Here is a 16,530-nt window from a genome sequence, read left to right as displayed (position 1 = left end):
GCCATGAAATTAAGAAATCTTTTCCCAAAACGCAGCCTTTTTATGCTGTTGTAAAAAAAAATTCTTTAGCACTTGATTTTCAGGGAGGGTCAGTTCGGGATCCTCTCCCAGCAGTTCCTGCACGCATTCCCGGGCTTCCCGGAGAATTTGCTGATCCTTGGCAAGGTTGGCCAAACGGAGGTCCAGCATACCGCTTTGCCGGGTCCCCTGCAGATCGCCCGGCCCCCGGAGCTTCAGGTCGGTTTCGGCAATTTCAAAGCCGTCATTAGTGCGAACCATCGTTTCCAGCCTCACTTTGGCTTCTTTGGAAAGCTTGTTCCCGGTCATTAGAATACAATAAGACTGCTCGGCGCCTCTTCCGACTCTTCCCCGGAGCTGGTGGAGCTGCGACAGGCCAAACCGCTCGGAATTCTCGATCACCATAACGCTGGCGTTAGGAACGTCCACGCCTACTTCGATCACCGTGGTAGCCACCATAAGCTGCGTCTCCCCTTTCAGGAAGCGCTGCATCTCAAAGTCCTTTTCAGCAGGCTTCATTTTTCCGTGAACAATGCTTACCTGGTACTGCGGACGCGGGAATGCACGCACGATCTGATCGTACCCTTCCATCAGGTTCAGCAAATCCAGCTTTTCCGACTCTTCTATCAGCGGGTACACAATATAAACCTGTCTGCCCCTGGCAATCTCCTCCTTCAGGAAGCCCAGCACACGCAGCCTTCCCGACTCGTAACGGTGCGTCGTGATTATGGGCTTGCGGCCGGCCGGCAATTCGTCTATAACAGATACGTCCAGGTCGCCGTAAACGGTCATGGCCAGGGTACGGGGAATAGGCGTGGCCGTCATGACCAGGACATGGGGAACCTGCCGGCTTTTCTTCCATAGCTTTGCACGCTGTTCCACGCCGAAGCGATGCTGTTCGTCCACCACCGCCAGCCCCAGCTGCCTAAACTGAACAGATTCTTCTATCAGTGCATGGGTACCGATCAGCAACGGCAAGGTGCCGTTTTCCAATTGTTCAAAAATCACTTTCCTTTCGGACATTGGAGTGGAGCCGGTCAGCAGCCCAGCCTGCAGATCCATTCCTTCCAGCAATTTTTTCACCGAGTTAAAATGCTGCATGGCAAGCAGCTCTGTGGGGCCATCATACAGGCCTGCCAGCCGTTATCTATCGCCAGCAGCATGCTCATAAGCGCAATGACGGTTTTCCCGCTTCCAACATCCCCCTGGAGCAGGCGGTTCATCTGGAAACCGGAAAGGGTATCTTTTCTGATCTCTTTCAATACGCGCTTTTGCGCCCCTGTAAGCTCAAAAGGAAGTTTCTCATTATAAAAGGTGTTGAACTGATCCCCGACCTTATCAAATACAATTCCTTTAAACCGCCGTGTCCGCACCTGTTTATAATAAAGCAGCTTTAACTGGATAAAAAACAGCTCTTCGAACTTCAGGCGGGCAATAGCCCGGTTCAAAGCCTGTTCATTGGGAGGGAAATGAACATGCCGGATGGCCTCCCCCTTTGACGGAAGCCGGTGTTTCTCCAGCAGGTAAGCAGGCAGGGTTTCAGGGATCTCCCCGCTTACTTCAGCCAGTATGGCATGCTGAAGGCGCATGATCCCCTTACTGTCCAGGGCGAATTTCTTCAGCTTTTCCGTGGAAGGGTACACCGGCTGCAAGGACGTATTGAATTCCTTCTTATTTTCCGAAAGCAGTTCCATTTCCGGATGGACCATGCTTACCTTCCCGTTATAAAAAGTAGGTTTTTCAAATACTACGTAGCGCTGGCCGGTTTTTACATAGCCGTCTATCCACTTCAGGCCCCGGAACCAGATCAGCTCCATTCTACCGGTTTCATCTTCAAAGCGCGCCACCAGCCGCTTTGATCGTCCGCTTCCGGCCATTTCCTTATGCGTTACCGTACCGGCCAGCTGAATATACTGCATGTCGGCGTTAATTTCCCCGATGGTATAAAAACGGGTCTTATCTATATAGCGGAACGGGTAATGCAGCAAAAGGTCTTCCCAGGTAAAAACGGACAGTTCTTTTTTCAATACGTCCGCCCTGGAAGGGCCAACGCCTTTCAGGTAGTCAACGGGAGTAAGCAGAATTTGGGAAGCCATAGTATCAATGCGGCTTTCTTTTCAACTTTAATAAATTGCCCCAGTTAAATATGACCACTGCGCATAAAAGCACCAGGTAGGACACTACCTGCAGCGGGCTGGTTTGATCGCCAAAATATATAAAAGCTACGGCAAAAGCTACAATAGGATTAATGTAAATAAGGATTCCTACCGTGGACGAAGGGATCCTGATCAGGGCGAAAAGGTTCAGGTAGAGCGGGATCACCGTAAAAAGCAGCGCGATAATAAGAATATTGACCCAAAAACGCGGTTCCGCGGGAATGGCCTCATGTTGCAGAAAAAAAGCGGGAAGCACCAGGGCAGAGGCCAGCAGCAGTTGTACGGCAAGCAGGTTAAACCGGTCAATCCCGCTGATCTTTCGCTGAATGACCAGGTAAATCGCAAAAAGCAACGCCACCCCCACCGACCAGGCCACTTCTGTCATAAATCCCCAGGAAAGAATAAGTACACTAATAAGGCTTACGCCCATTGCAATCCACTTTCTACGGCTTATTTCCTCTTTCAGCAGCAGGAAACCGAATAGCGCGGTAATAATAGGACATACCATATAGGCAAAGGCGGCGGCCTGGAGGCTCACCTGGTTGACCACGTAAATAAAAGATAACCAGTTGCCAATTAGCGCCACTACGGAAGCAATGACAAGCAAAGTCAGCTGGCGCCTTTGCCCGGGAGGCAATTGTCTGATTGTCATCCGGTCTTTCATCAGGCTTTTTTTCCGGAAAAACAGGATGGCGGCGCAAGCCAGCAGCAGCGAAACGAAAATGCGGTAATAAAGAATGGTCCCGGCAGAGTATCCGCTGATATTCCTGAGGGGGATCGCGAAAAAACCCCACATAATAGGAGGAAGTATCGCGGCTATGAAGTAATTCAGATTGGGGTCGCGCCGGTTCACTTCGCGGCAATTACCGATATCTCAACCTGAACGCCTTTGGGCAGTGCGGCTGCCTGAACTGTTTCCCGAGCGGGAAAATTGCCGGTAAAATGCCGGCCATACACTTCATTGACCGCGGCAAAGTCGTTCATGTCTTTCAGGAAAATGGTCGTTTTAACCACGTTTTCAAATCCCAGCCCGGCAGCTTCCAATATGGCGCCCAGGTTTTTCATGACCAGTTCCGCTTCTTCCGCGGCATCCCCTTTAAGCAATTCGCCGGAAACCGGATCCAGCGCTATCTGGCCGGAAACAAACAAAAATCCGCCTGCCAGTACGGCCTGGTTATAAGGACCAATGGGAGCAGGCGCCGATGGGGTATTGATTATCTTTTGCATACTATTTGGAAAGCCAGTCAATGATCTTATAAATAAGGCCGGCCAGGAATAATACGGCAGCAATCCGGTTGATCCAGTGCATCACCTTTAGGTTGAAACTTACCGGCCTGTCGGGGTCTTTTTTCCTGAAAAAATACATCCTGGATATATAATGCCGAAGCGCGTAATTTGTTTTACCCTTTGGCCTGAAATAGAAAAAGGGGCCTTCATAAAGCCCCTTTTTCTTAAAGAAATTAAATTCTTTGCTTATTGGATCTTGATTTCCACACGGCGGTTTTGTGAACGGCCTTCTTCGGTATCGTTAGACGCTACCGGGCGTGATTCACCATAACCAGAGGTAGAAAGGATCCCGGAATCAACACCTGCGTTAACCAGGTATTTCTTCACTGAGTTAGCCCTTCTTTCGGACAAACGCTGATTGTAGCTTTCAGTACCTTCAGCAGAAGCATGGCCTTCCAGCGCAACGTTAGTTGAACCGGCGCTCAGTTCTTCAGCCAGCTGATCCAGCGTGCCATATGACTCAGGACGGATCTCAGCGCTGTCGAAGTCAAACTGAATGGTGTTTTCACCAATTTCAGCTTCTACCGGGCAACCATTGTTATCAGCAGGTCCTGCTTCGGTGGGGCACTCGTCTTCGTGATCAAATACACCGTCACCGTCGATGTCCATTGCACGGCCTGAACCGTCAACACGGGCACCAGCAGCTGAACCGGGTTCTTTGTCGAAGTAGTCAGATACACCGTCACCGTCTTCGTCAGCTTTCAGCGTGTTCAGGTCTTCTTCAACAGTTGATACGCGACCTTTGAGTGCTTCCACTTCCTGGCGAAGGGTTTCGTCATACAGTTCGTCATACATAAGGGCAATGGGGTTGGCCCATTCCAGAGCGGGTTTCTCCTTGTTTCCAAGAATGAATTCCAGACCTGCATAACCATAGCTGTACTTGTCGAAAGAACCGTGGTTAGCCCAGGTACCGTCAACGTTGTCAGCATTCAGGAAGTGCATTTTGTAACCAAGGTCCAGGTTAACTACTTCACCCAGTTTGAACTTGATACCAGCGCCTACAGGAATAACCTGTTCGGTGCGGTCACCTTGTTCAGTACCGTTAACGGTAGGAGTGTAGTTAGCAAAGTGAAAACCTGCAGTTACAAAGAAGTCAACTGAATTCTTGCGGCGCAGGAAGTCAATGGTACCAACGTTAGCGGTTCCTGAAAGACCTGCCTGCCAGGCAAGATCAGTTTCGTACTCGCCAGTGCTGGAAGTCCATTCTGCGTCCGTAGGAGAAGCTTCGCTTGTAGCGGAGAGTGTTCCTCTCAGGAAGTCAGCCTGCAGAGAGAAAGAAGGGGCAAGCTGCTTTTTAATATAGCCGCCATAACCCAGATTCATTTCCCACTTAGAGAAATCATTGTGTCCTCCGGTCAGTACGGTAGGCGCCAGCACACCGGCATTCAACCCGATTGACCAGGTACGGAACTGATTTCTTCCCTCAAAAAGCTTGGGAGCTGTTCCCGTTGCCGGCTCGTCCTGAGCAAACAACGATAGCGAGCATAAAGTCGCAGTAAGCGACAACGCTGCTATTTTTTTGATTGTAGATTTGTTCATAGTTGCTCGTTTTGATTCTTCTGAATTGTGTAATTTTAGCACGAAAATAAGTTATTTTTTAAATTATGAGAAATACTTTTTCAAAAACTGTTCCAAATACCGGGGTTCCAGGCCTTTGTTTTTCTCCTTTTAAGGCCTGATCCGCAGCAAAAATCAAATAATTCACTTTATGAAATACGAAACCATTAATAACGATCTTTTTAAGCTTAACCGCAAAAACTTCACCGAAAAGTTACAAAGCAATTCAATAGCTATATTCCATTCCAATGATGAGTTCCCGCGGAGCGGAGATCAGCATTTCCCTTTCAAACAGAATGCCGATATTTTTTACCTGAGCGGGATTGACCAGGAAAAGAGTGTGCTGGTCCTGTTCCCGGACTGCCCCGACCCCAAGTACAGGGAAGCGCTTTTCCTCCTGGAAACGAACGAACATATAGCCGTATGGGAAGGGCATAAATATACCAAGGAAGAAGCACGGCAAGTATCAGGCATTCAATCTGTTTTCTGGTTGCAAGAGTATGAAAAACTGTTACCCCTGCTCTTACATTATGCAGAAAAAGTTTACCTGAACTCGAACGAGAATGACCGCTATGTACACACCGTTCCCTACCGGGATCTGCGGATGGGCCGGGAGCTGATGGCGGCCTTCCCCCTGCATCATTATGTACGATCCGCCCCAATAATCCGGGCATTACGGGAAATAAAATCTACAACTGAAGTAGAATTGATACGAAAAGCATGCAACATTACGGGGAAAGCCTTCCGCCGTGTCCTGGGCTTTGTGAACCCGGGAGTAAAGGAATACGAGATCGAAGCAGAGATCATTCATGAGTTTATCCGCAGCCGGGCCAGCGGACATGCTTATCACCCTATTATCGCTTCGGGCGCCAGCGCCTGTGTGCTGCATTACGGGGAAAATAATAAGGAATGCAAGGACGGGGAGGTGATCCTGATGGATTTCGGGGCCGAATACGGTAATTATAACGCGGACCTTACCCGGTCCATTCCCGTTAACGGCAGGTTCACCGACAGGCAGCGCGCGGTGTACAATGCGGTGCTGCGGGTGATGAAGGAAGCGATTCAGCTGCTGGTACCCGGAACCGTGCCGATGGAGTACACTAAAGAGGTGGGAAAACTCATGGAAAGCGAATTGCTGAGCCTGGGCCTGATATCCCGTCATGACGTGGAGAAGCAACGCGAGGAAGCGCCGGTATATAAAAAGTACTTTATGCATGGTATCTCCCACCACTTGGGCCTTGATGTGCATGACATTGGCCATCGTTACCAAAAAATGGCTCCCGGCATGGTGTTTACCTGCGAACCCGGTATTTATATTCCCGAAGAGGGGCTGGGCATCCGCCTGGAAAATGATATCCTGATTACTGAAGATGGAAATATTGACTTGATGGGGGGATTCCGGTTGAAATTGAGGAGATAGAGGATTTGATGTTGCTTCGCAACGGTTTATAGTTTAAAGTTCAAGGTTTCTAGTTCAAGGTTTAAAGTTTAAAGTTTAAAGTTCAAGGTTCGAAGTTTAAAGTTCAAAGTTTATAGTTTTTAGTTTTTTTTGGGGGAGGGTAGTGTTTCACAAATTTATACAGGTTGAAGGTGGGGGTTGCGGCAGCGGTGGTTAGTTGTTCCAGTAATTGTTCCCTGGTGATATCGCGCATGCGGTTTCTGGTAATGAGTTGCCATGCTTTGGAGGCTAGCAAAACCGGCTTGACTGTGCTGGAAACCGCCTTCCTGTGCAGGTTTATTTGTGCAATTATTTCCCCAATTTGCTCACTTCGGGTGGCCACTGACTGTAAAACGGGAACCTGCCATGTTCCCGGGGGACGGTCATGAAGCATTCGCTGCAGGACTATGGCCAGTTCCCGGGCACCTTCCCTGTCGGACTTATTAACAACGAAGATGTCGGCAATTTCCATTAATCCGGATTTTAATACCTGTATCTCATCTCCCGATTCAGGGACCAGCACCACCAGGGTGGTATCGGCCAGGGCAGCTACTTCTACTTCTGACTGGCCCACGCCTACCGTTTCCACCAGGATGTAATCGAAGCCGAAAGCTTTCAGCACATCCACGATCTCAATACAGGTACCTGACAAACCACCAAGGGAGCCCCTGCTGGCCAGCGAACGAATGTATACGCCCGGGTGGGAAAAATTCGGCTGCATCCGGATGCGGTCACCCAGCAGGGCGCCGCCATGGAATGGCGAGCTGGGATCCACGGCCAGCACCGCAACGCGCTTGCCTTCTTCCGCCAGCTGCGTGACTATTGCATTTATCAGTGTGCTTTTGCCGCTTCCGGGAGGGCCCGTAATACCCGCCACAACCGTATCGGCCGAAAGCGAAAGGCTGCTTAGCAAGTCCAGGCTGCCGGCCGGGTCGTTCTCCACCTGGCTGATCATTCTTGACAAGGCGCGGAAGCTTCCCTGGTAAAATTCCTGCAAAAGCCGCTGATTATCCATAATACTGCTATATTAGCAATTTTAAATCAATTTTATATGAAGGTAACCGGGTTCAGCTTTATCAGGAATGCCGTTAAAAACGACTATCCCATTGTTGAAGCCATTACTTCCATCCTTCCTGTATGCGATGAGTTCGTCATTGCACACGGAGATTCCGACGACAATACCCTTGACTTATTAAAAGGCATTGATTCGCCTAAACTGCGCATTCTCCAGACCGAATGGGATGAGGGGCTCCGGGAAGGCGGACGGGCGTTTGCCGCCGAAACGGATAAAGCCTGGGCGGCCATATCGGCCGATACCGACTGGGCCTTTTATATACAGGGCGACGAATGCGTGCATGAAAAATACCATGATACCATTCGCCGGGAAATGGAGCAGAACCTTGATGATCCCCGGGTGGAGGGGCTGTTATTCCGTTATAAGCATTTTTATGGTTCGTATGATTATTTCGCCCACTCCAGAAGGTGGTACCGCAGGGAGATCAGGGTGCTGCGCTACCTGCCGGGGGTGCATTCCTACCGCGACGCCCAGGGCTTCCGGATCAATGACAGGAAGATCAGGGTAAAGCCTGTTGACGCCGCTATTTATCATTACGGCTGGGTAAAACCTCCCGAAGGCCTTACCGGCAAAGTGCGGAACTTCAATACTTTTTATCACGATGATAGCTGGATAGAGCAAACCTTCCCGGAAAGCAGCGTTTTCGATTATGGAAACGCCGACAGGCTGGTACATTTTACGGGGACGCACCCCAGGGTAATGGAACCCAGGGTGGAAAGAACGAACTGGAAATTTTCGTTTGATCCAACTTCACTCCGGAGGAAAACTTCTTTCCGCCGGAAACTACTGCAAGCCATTGAAAACCTTACCGGTTACCGGCCGTTTGAATACAGGAATTACAAGGTTGTCAAAAATAAAATCTTTTAGGCTGGAATTTTGTAGCATTATTCCCGCTTGGCTCGTTAAGTGCAAGAGACACGATCCTCATCTTAACTATTGTTATGAACAATAAGAAAAGTGTATCTATCATAATTCCCAATTATAATGGGAGAATGTTGCTGGAAAAGTACCTGCCTAATACACTGGCCGCCGTTCAGCATTCGGGTGCGGAATACGAGATCATTGTGGTGGACGATTGCTCCCAGGATGATTCAGTCGGTTACCTGCAGGAAAACTACCCGGCGGTAAAGGTACACGTGAACGGCGAAAACCGGGGATTTTCATTTACCTGCAACCAGGGGCTCCGCATGGCTTCCAAAGACCTGGTACTGCTGCTCAATTCCGATGTGCAGCTGACGCATGATTATTTTGATAAGCAGTGGAAGTACTTTGACCATCCCGATACCTTCGGCGTTATGGGAAGGATCATGAACGTTAAGCGTAACAAGATCGAAGACGCGGCGCGCTACCTGAGCTTCAGCGGATGCAAACTGAAAGCAAACCGCTTTTTCTATTCAACAAATACCTACGGTTATACGACTACCGCCTACTTGTCCGGTGCAAACGCACTGATAGACCGGATGAAGCTGCAGCAAATCGGGGGGTTTAACGAGATTTTTTCGCCTTTTTATTCCGAAGATTTTGAACTCAGCCTGCGGGCCTGGCGATTGGGATGGAAATGCTATTATGAGCATTCGTCCATCTGCTATCACCAGATTTCCGCCAGCACTAATAAATACAAAACACCTAACTGGGTGAAATATATTTATTACCGGAATAAGTTTTTGGTACATGCCATCCACCTGGACGGCCCGCTCCTGTGGATATGGCACCTGCAGATACTGCTGGTTGATTTTCTTCCCAAGCTCTTACTGGGAAAGACCTGGATCATCAAAAGTTACATTGCTTACTTTAAGCATACCAAGGAAATAAAACGGGCAAAGAAGGACATGAGTTCGCTTATGCTCGAACATAACAGCAGCCTGACGGTAAATGATGTAATGATTGAAATGCGGAAATCAATGGCTACCCAGGAAGTGGTATGGTTGTAACCATTCCTACGTCCCGAAGGAGTTCTTTTTCCATCCCGCCCCATTTTTCACGGAGCGAAATAATATTCAGCGCATCAGCAAAAGGTGTTGGTTTGGAACGAAGCGTGAGGCGCTGGTAATGATGAAAATAAATACCCAGGGCCACCTGGATAGGTTTAATATCGCCGAAATTGACAAACCGCTGTTTGGTACGGCAAAACAAGTCAAAGTCAGCAGCCTGGATACGTTCATCCCAAAGCCCTATCTTATCCAGAACCGATCGCTTCATAAAGATGCTGGATCCGCTGAATCCTTCCACCGTTTCATTCCCGAACCGTTCGTAACGCTCCCGGCAAAAACGGTCCCAGTTGCGGTACATGAGCCGGAACATCGCGTACAGAGAGGCATAATTGGTTCCGAAAAGGGTGCGGAGAGGATATTTAATATACTTCCACATTTTATGAACGCGGTGCTGCACCTCGGGGTTTTCCATGAAATCATTGCTGGCGAAGGACACAACATCCAGCTCACGCTCTTCCATAAGGCGGAGTATCCGGGTATCCCAGTCAGTAGACAGGATCAGGTCATTATTAAAAAAAGCAAGATAATCGCCGGTAGCCGCCCGTATTCCCTGGTTCTGGCAAACCGGGTACGAATAATTTTGTTTATTCACGATCACCCTGTCGGCCCGCTCCTCGAAAAATTCCCTGGAGCCGTCCGTAGACATATTATCAACAATAATCAGTTCGAATTCGCCGTTTGTTTTATCTTTAAGATACTTATAAAACAGCTTGTTCATTCCCAACTGGTTATGTATAGACGTAATAATACTGATCATAATGCCTGTTTTCTATTCAAACCGCGCTGTGTTTCAAAAATAAGAATTGTTTCGCGAAATAACGACTTCCGGGCCCGCCAGATTTCCATTGGGCGCGGCGCGAGCGCCGCGATTACCACGCCCGGCCGCAGGAATGCTGTGGCCGAACTGAGCCAGGCCCGGGCTGCACAGCGCGCCCGAACAAAACACGGCTGGGCAAACCGCGACAGCGCGATGGACAAAGCCCGCGCCCAAGCCCCGGCCTGTCCGAAACGAGCGATGTTGATCCTCGTGGCTATGCCGCAAGGATCGCCTGAGCGAGAGCAGACAGGCCGGGGCGGCGCGGGCGGCGGGCCGGGGTTAAGCGCGGGCGGCGGGCCGAGCGCTTTTCGCCTTAAATTGATAGCTTTGCAGAATTAACTTATTAGATGAAGACGTATTTCAGACTATTATCTTTCGCCAGGCCCATTGAGAAGTTCGCGATTCCGTACGTACTATGCATGCTGCTTACGGTCGTTTTCGCCACGCTGAATCTGGCCCTGCTGGCGCCCCTGCTGACCACCCTTTTTAACAGCGGAGCCGATGCGGAGCCGGTGCCCAGGCCGGAAAGCTGGACGGACGTCGTGGGATACCTTTCCTATTATTCGCAGCGCGCCGTAGAGGCATACGGGACCCTGGGAGCCCTTAAGATCGTCTGCGCCACCATTGTCGTTTCGGTACTGTTCGCCAATGTGTTCCGGTATATTTCACAGCGGATCATGGAAAACCTGAAGATCCATACGCTTTTGAACCTGAGAAGAACCGTTTTTAATAATGTCATGGACCTTCATACCGGCTACTTCAGCAACCAGCGGAAAGGCGACATTATATCAAAAATATCCGCCGATGTACAGGTTGTTCAGTTCTCGGTAACCGCTACCCTGCAGGTTGTCTTTAAGGAACCGCTGCAGTTGTTTGCCTACCTGTTCATGCTTTTCTCGATCTCGGCCAAGCTCACGCTGTTCTCCATGCTGGTGATCCCGGTTTCGGCTTTTGTCATTTCGATCATCGTAAAACGGCTGAAGCAACAGGCTACCCAATCCCAGCAGCTTTACGGGCAAATGATCAGCCTGCTGGATGAAGCACTCTCCGGCATTAAGATCATCAAAGCCTTTAATGCCACTCAGTTTACGAAGAAAAAATTCGACGATGAAAATGTACGATATTCAAGCCTGGGACGACGGATGGCCCGCAGGCAGCAATTAGGTTCACCCGTTTCGGAGTTTTTGGGCGTAGTAATGGTGGCCATCATTGTTTTGTACGGCGGACAGCTGGTACTGGAAGGAGAATCCAACCTAAGTGCCGCCGACTTTATTGCCTATATCGGTATCTTCTCACAGGTAATGCGTCCCGCCAAAGCGCTGACCGAATCGTTCAGCAATATTCACTCCGGCATCGCCGCAGGCGAACGGGTGCTGAGCCTGGTGGATGAAGAACCCGCCATCCGTGATCATCCGCAAGCAGTGGCTGTCGCCGGATTCCATGAGGCCCTTAAGCTGGAAAATGTTTCCTTCTCCTACCCTTCCCGGCCAGTACTTAAAAATATAAACCTGCAAATTCCAAAAGGTAAAATGGTTGCCCTGGTTGGGCCTTCCGGCGGCGGTAAATCTACGCTGATGGATCTGATCCCCCGCTTTATAGAGCCCGGCGAGGGCCGTATCCTGCTGGACGGAAAAGATATTCAACTAGTTAAGATGGACTCCCTGCGGGCGCTGATGGGCATTGTGAACCAGGAATCGGTATTGTTTAACGACACCATTTTCAACAATATCGCCTTCGGAAAGCTGGAAGCCAACCAGGAACAAGTAGAAGCTGCCGCCCGCATAGCCAATGCACATGATTTTATCATAGAAACGGAAAACGGTTACCAAACCAATATCGGCGACCGCGGCGTAAAACTTTCCGGCGGGCAGAAACAACGTATCTGTATAGCGCGGGCGGTATTGAAAAACCCACCTATCCTGCTGCTTGATGAAGCCACTTCCGCCCTGGATACCGAATCGGAAAAGCTGGTGCAGGAAGCCTTGAACAATTTAATGAAGAACCGGACTTCGCTGGTGATCGCCCACCGGCTCAGCACCATTCAGAAAGCCGATCATATCCTGGTGCTGGCCGAAGGACAAGTGGTGGAAGAAGGCAATCATCAACAGCTGATGGAGCGACGGGGATTGTACAAGCGACTGATAGAAATGCAACAGGTGGGCAATGAATAATGCGTATTCCTTTCTTCAGGAAATCGGTAAGGAAGAGCATTATTCTTTCCGGTATTCCATCTGCACGCTGGTGTCTAAAAAGGACGAATATTTTGAAATGGTGGCATCCTTCCTGGAAGCCGGGTTCAATCCCGCATCCTGTGAGTATTTGTACATTGACAATACACACGGCAACAGCTATGATGCATTCGCGGGACTCAACTGCTTCCTAAGAAAAGCCCGGGGGAAATACATCATTCTGTGCCACCAGGATGTGCTGCTGAATTTTGATAAACGCGATGCGCTGGAGCAGAGGTTGGCGGAGCTGGACGCGCTCGACCCTCAATGGGGGCTGTGCGGGAATGCAGGGGCCGCCGGTCCCAACTATATCGTATACAGGATCTCTTACCCGGGCGGCTTAACGCAATCCAAGGGAAAGTTTCCGGAAAAGGTGCATAGCCTGGATGAAAATTTCATCCTGGTCAAAAACGAGGCTATGCTGGCCTTGTCGAACAACCTCAGGGGCTTCCATCTCTACGGAACGGATATATGCCTCCAGGCGGCCATGAGAGGATACAATGCCTATGTGGTGGACTTTCACCTTACGCACAAGAGCCGCGGAAATCCGGACGGGCAATTCAGATCGATCAGAAGAGCGCTGATCAAAAAATACAATACGCTCTTTCGCAGCCGCTGGATACAAACGACGAACACCAGCTTTTACCTATCCGGGTCCCGGGCGGGCCGGATGGCGGGAAACGGCCTGTTCCTGTTTTTCTCTCGCATGTGGCACGGATTAAAAAAACGATTGAAATAGTATGGCAAAACCGCTTGTTTCAATTGCAATGTGTACCTATAACGGGGAAACTCATTTGAAGGAGCAGCTGGACTCCATACTTGGTCAACGCTATCCTTCGCTCGAGGTGGTGATCGTCGACGACGCCTCTACCGACGGCACCATGCGGATACTGGAAGCATTCAGGGATCAGGACAGCCGCATCCGGCTATTCCGGAACGATAGGAATATCGGTTTACACGCTAATTTCCTAAAAATACTTTCTTTATGCCGGGGAGAGTTGATCGCGCTGTCCGACCAGGACGATGTCTGGCACCCTGATAAGATCGCCGTGCTGGAACAGGTGATCGGGGATCGCCTGCTCATCTATCATGACTCCGCCTATATCGACGAAAAAGGAAAGGCGACCGGGAAAACGGTCCATCGCCTGCATCGCTTTGTGGAAGGACAAAGGCCGGAACGCTTTCTTTTCCAGAACTGCGTGTCCGGACATGCCAGTATGATGCGCAGGGAGCTTTTATCCATCCTGCCCCCCTTTAACGACCTCATTTATTATGACTGGTGGCTCGCCTATACGGCCGCCTGTACCGGGAAACTAGGTTATACCCCAAAAGTGCTGGTGGAACACCGAATCCATCGTGAAAGCTATACAAGCCGCCACCCGGAAGACCCGGCTCAGCAACGCATTGATATGCTGAAGCATTTCCAGGACCACCCGCTCACCCCGCCGGAAACAGCAAAATTTATCAGGCGGCTGGTGAAAAAGTACCAGGCCAGCAAGGGCAAAAGCTTCTCCTGGCCTCTTTTCTTTACCCTGCTCCTGAACAGCGGCAACTTATTTTACATTCGCAAACGTTCCTTGCCGTCCATGCTGAAACAGCTCGTCCGGGAATGCCGCTTTCCCTTTTACCGGAGGTCCCAAAAATATCCCCCTTCCGGCAAGACCCTGCTGATCATTGACAGCAATGTTCCTTTTCATGACCGGGACTCGGGCTCCAACCGGATCTACCGATTGATCCAAATTTTCCGGTCATTGGGATATCACCTTATTTTTCTGCCCGACGACGGCGCAGCGCCCGAACCTTACCTTACACAACTTAACAGCCTGGGTGTTGAAGTGCTTCACCAATCCGCGGAACGGAAACAATTTTTAAGGGAAATAAAAGGGGCGGCCCGTGAGGCCGGCATTGCCTGGATATGCCGCCCGGAACATAATGCTAAGTATAAATATCTTTTCCGGCACAATTCCCGGCTCAAATGGATATACGATACCGTTGACCTGCACTATATTCGCCTTGAACGTGCTTCAAAGCTCTTTCCCGATCAGCCCAAACTGGCAAAACAGGCCCGGCGCTACCGTGTACTGGAGACGGCCATCGCCGCCAAAGCACAGCTTACTGTCTGCATCACGCATGAGGAGGAGCAGGAATTGCAGTCGAAAGGCATTCCAAATACTTGTGTGATACCCAACATTCATGTCATAAGACCCACACCGGAGGACTTCCACAGGCGGAGCGGGCTGCTGTTCATTGGCAGCTATAAGCACCTTCCCAATGTAGACGCAGCCACCTGGCTTTGCCATACGATCATGCCCCTGGTATGGAAGCATCGCGCGGAAATGGAACTCATCCTGCTGGGAAGCGATCCTTCCGATGAAGTACTAGCCTGTAAATCTTCCCGGGTACACGTTCCCGGCTACGCGGAAGATGTCGCCCCTTATTTCAACGCCGCCCGTATTTTCGTAGCCCCCCTCCGTTACGGCGCAGGAATGAAAGGAAAAATAGGCCAAAGTTTCGAATACGGCCTGCCCGCCGTTACCACCGCCATCGGCGCGGAAGGCATGGGGCTTATCCACGAAAAACATTTGCTGATCGCCGGAGATGCAGAGGCTTTTGCCCGGGAGACACTTCGATTGTATACGGATGAAGCGCTATGGAAACAACTCCGCATGCAGTCCGCCGAAGCATTAAAACCCTTCAGTCCCGAAACCATCTCCCTCACTGTTCAGAAAGCGCTTTCATCCCTGCTGCCATCAAATGAATCGGCATGAAAAAGGTACTGTTTTTCTTCCCTGAGAATCCGCTGGAGAAAAATTCGGGCAACAAGACCCGGGTATTACAGCTGCTTCACTATTTCAGGACAAGGAATATGGAAGTCGATTTCGTAAGCGTAAGCCCCTGGACCAGCATTTGGAGCGAAAAGGATGCAGCGGCCTTATCTGAAAGCGGACTTGTCAGCAATGTCCATGTATTATCCAGAAAACCGCCAAAGAAAAACCTTTTCAGCTATCTCTTTTCCTATAAAAGACACCAGCTCCGGTACCAGCGCAAAACCGACCCGGGAAAAAGCGCTATACCGGTACACAGTAATTATCATATTCAGACCGCTTTTGAGCAGCTGCTTAAAAGCAAGCATTATGACTATATTCTTATCAGTTATGTGTACTGGCACCATCTGATAAGCAACAAGGAACTTACCGCTGGATCGAAGACGATCATTGACACCCACGATTTTATCACCGATCAGCTGCTGCCTGCCGGCGACGGTGCTTTGGGAGCAACATTTGAGGACGAAATAAGGCGAATGTCCCTCTTTGACGAAGTCTGGGCCATATCCACGGAGGAACGCTACCTGTTCAGCCAGTTCTGCGGTGACAAGGTAAGACTGGTCCCCTTAATGCTCGACCCTCCTTTGGCAGATCTCCCCGGCCCGGCGGTTCCCAAAAAATTCGACCTGATCTATGTGGCCAGCGACAATCCACATAATGTGAGAGCCGCCAAATGGTTTTTCGACGAAGTCCATCCGCGGCTTCCGGAACAGGTGCGGCTGTGTGTCATAGGCCGGATCAACCAGCATGTCGGCGAGTATCGGAATGTCACAAAAATATTTTTTGCAGAAGATCTGGATGAATTTTACCGGCAGTCGGTGGTGGCGCTGTGCCCCATGTTCGGAGGCACGGGAGTGAAAGTGAAAGTAGTGGAAGCATTGTCCTACGGTTTACCGGTCGTATGCACGCAACGGGGGATTGACGGACTGCCGAATAAAAGCCGGAACGGCTGCCTGGTAAGTGACGATCCCGGCCGGTTCGCAAAGCATATCATCTCCCTGCTGCAGGATCCGGCTCTGTACACTAAACAAAGCAGGCTTGCGACCGCGTTATTCTCGAGTCACTTCAGCACGGAAAAATGCCGGGGGATACTCGATAAAGCCTTCGATTCCTAATTGGTTGTAATGATTCAGCGATC

Annotated in this window: 13 protein-coding genes and 1 pseudogene; 7 read left to right on the top strand and 7 right to left on the bottom strand. The window is 50.1% G+C overall.

Annotation, left to right across the window (positions count from 1 at the left end):
- Nucleotides 1-9: 9 nt before the first annotated feature.
- From recG to FRZ59_RS06415, 5 genes and pseudogenes are all read right to left on the bottom strand, one after another.
- A pseudogene (gene recG / locus FRZ59_RS06430) lies at nucleotides 10-2,114 on the bottom strand (ATP-dependent DNA helicase RecG).
- A gap of 4 nt (nucleotides 2,115-2,118) precedes the next feature.
- Nucleotides 2,119-3,027 (bottom strand): EamA family transporter, encoded by a 909-nt coding sequence (locus tag FRZ59_RS06425; protein ID WP_225975223.1) that lies wholly within the window; start codon nucleotides 3,025-3,027, stop codon nucleotides 2,119-2,121.
- Complete coding sequence (locus FRZ59_RS06420) at nucleotides 3,024-3,401, bottom strand: RidA family protein (protein WP_132130118.1); 378 nt, start codon at nucleotides 3,399-3,401, stop codon at nucleotides 3,024-3,026. Before FRZ59_RS06420 ends, FRZ59_RS06425 begins: the two co-directional genes overlap by 4 nt.
- 1 nt (nucleotide 3,402) lies before the next feature.
- The gene (locus tag FRZ59_RS18595; protein WP_165922854.1) at nucleotides 3,403-3,540 is read right to left on the bottom strand and encodes a DUF6728 family protein; all 138 of its coding nucleotides are present in this window, start codon (nucleotides 3,538-3,540) and stop codon (nucleotides 3,403-3,405) included.
- 107 nt (nucleotides 3,541-3,647) lie between these two features.
- Nucleotides 3,648-5,000 (bottom strand): OmpA family protein, encoded by a 1,353-nt coding sequence (locus FRZ59_RS06415; RefSeq protein WP_132130119.1) that lies wholly within the window; start codon nucleotides 4,998-5,000, stop codon nucleotides 3,648-3,650.
- A 169-nt stretch (nucleotides 5,001-5,169) separates the two neighbouring features.
- Between FRZ59_RS06415 and FRZ59_RS06410 the strand changes: the two genes are divergently transcribed.
- Nucleotides 5,170-6,438 (top strand): aminopeptidase P family protein, encoded by a 1,269-nt coding sequence (locus FRZ59_RS06410; RefSeq protein ID WP_225975222.1) that lies wholly within the window; start codon nucleotides 5,170-5,172, stop codon nucleotides 6,436-6,438.
- 103 nt (nucleotides 6,439-6,541) lie between these two features.
- Here FRZ59_RS06410 and meaB read toward each other — a convergent pair whose 3' ends face one another.
- A complete protein-coding gene (gene meaB, locus FRZ59_RS06405; protein ID WP_132130121.1) occupies nucleotides 6,542-7,471 on the bottom strand; it encodes a methylmalonyl Co-A mutase-associated GTPase MeaB in 930 nt (309 codons plus the stop codon).
- A 36-nt stretch (nucleotides 7,472-7,507) separates the two neighbouring features.
- Here meaB and FRZ59_RS06400 point away from each other — a divergent pair, with 36 nt between their 5' ends.
- Nucleotides 7,508-8,398 (top strand): glycosyltransferase family protein, encoded by an 891-nt coding sequence (locus FRZ59_RS06400; RefSeq protein WP_132130122.1) that lies wholly within the window; start codon nucleotides 7,508-7,510, stop codon nucleotides 8,396-8,398.
- Nucleotides 8,399-8,472: 74 nt separating this feature from the next.
- Nucleotides 8,473-9,462 carry a glycosyltransferase family 2 protein gene (locus tag FRZ59_RS06395; RefSeq protein WP_132130123.1) on the top strand — a complete coding sequence of 330 codons (990 nt, stop codon included), beginning with the start codon at nucleotides 8,473-8,475 and terminating at the stop codon, nucleotides 9,460-9,462.
- Here FRZ59_RS06395 and FRZ59_RS06390 read toward each other — a convergent pair.
- On the bottom strand, nucleotides 9,437-10,279 hold the full coding sequence (locus FRZ59_RS06390; protein ID WP_132130124.1) for a glycosyltransferase family 2 protein: 843 nt from the start codon (nucleotides 10,277-10,279) through the stop codon (nucleotides 9,437-9,439). The two genes, FRZ59_RS06395 and FRZ59_RS06390, sit on opposite strands and share 26 nt — an antisense overlap.
- A 407-nt stretch (nucleotides 10,280-10,686) precedes the next feature.
- On the opposite strand from FRZ59_RS06390, the gene FRZ59_RS06385 reads away from it, so the two are divergent.
- The 4 genes from FRZ59_RS06385 to FRZ59_RS06370 are packed head-to-tail and all read left to right on the top strand — an operon-like array spanning nucleotide 10,687 to nucleotide 16,507.
- A complete protein-coding gene (locus FRZ59_RS06385) occupies nucleotides 10,687-12,510 on the top strand; it encodes an ABC transporter ATP-binding protein (RefSeq protein ID WP_132130125.1) in 1,824 nt (607 codons plus the stop codon).
- Nucleotides 12,503-13,306 (top strand): hypothetical protein, encoded by an 804-nt coding sequence (locus FRZ59_RS06380; protein ID WP_132130126.1) that lies wholly within the window; start codon nucleotides 12,503-12,505, stop codon nucleotides 13,304-13,306. The genes FRZ59_RS06385 and FRZ59_RS06380 overlap by 8 nt, the downstream gene beginning before the upstream one ends.
- Nucleotide 13,307: 1 nt before the next feature.
- The gene (locus FRZ59_RS06375) at nucleotides 13,308-15,335 is read left to right on the top strand and encodes a glycosyltransferase (RefSeq protein WP_132130127.1); all 2,028 of its coding nucleotides are present in this window, start codon (nucleotides 13,308-13,310) and stop codon (nucleotides 15,333-15,335) included.
- Nucleotides 15,332-16,507 carry a glycosyltransferase gene (locus FRZ59_RS06370; protein ID WP_132130128.1) on the top strand — a complete coding sequence of 392 codons (1,176 nt, stop codon included), beginning with the start codon at nucleotides 15,332-15,334 and terminating at the stop codon, nucleotides 16,505-16,507. Before FRZ59_RS06375 ends, FRZ59_RS06370 begins: the two co-directional genes overlap by 4 nt.
- Nucleotides 16,508-16,530: the final 23 nt, after the last annotated feature.

Origin of the sequence: Anseongella ginsenosidimutans (genome assembly GCF_008033235.1) — a bacterium.
Lineage (GTDB): Bacteria > Bacteroidota > Bacteroidia > Sphingobacteriales > Sphingobacteriaceae > Anseongella > Anseongella ginsenosidimutans.
Note: the sequence above shows the minus strand (reverse complement) of the source record. Positions and strands in the feature narration are given on the sequence as shown.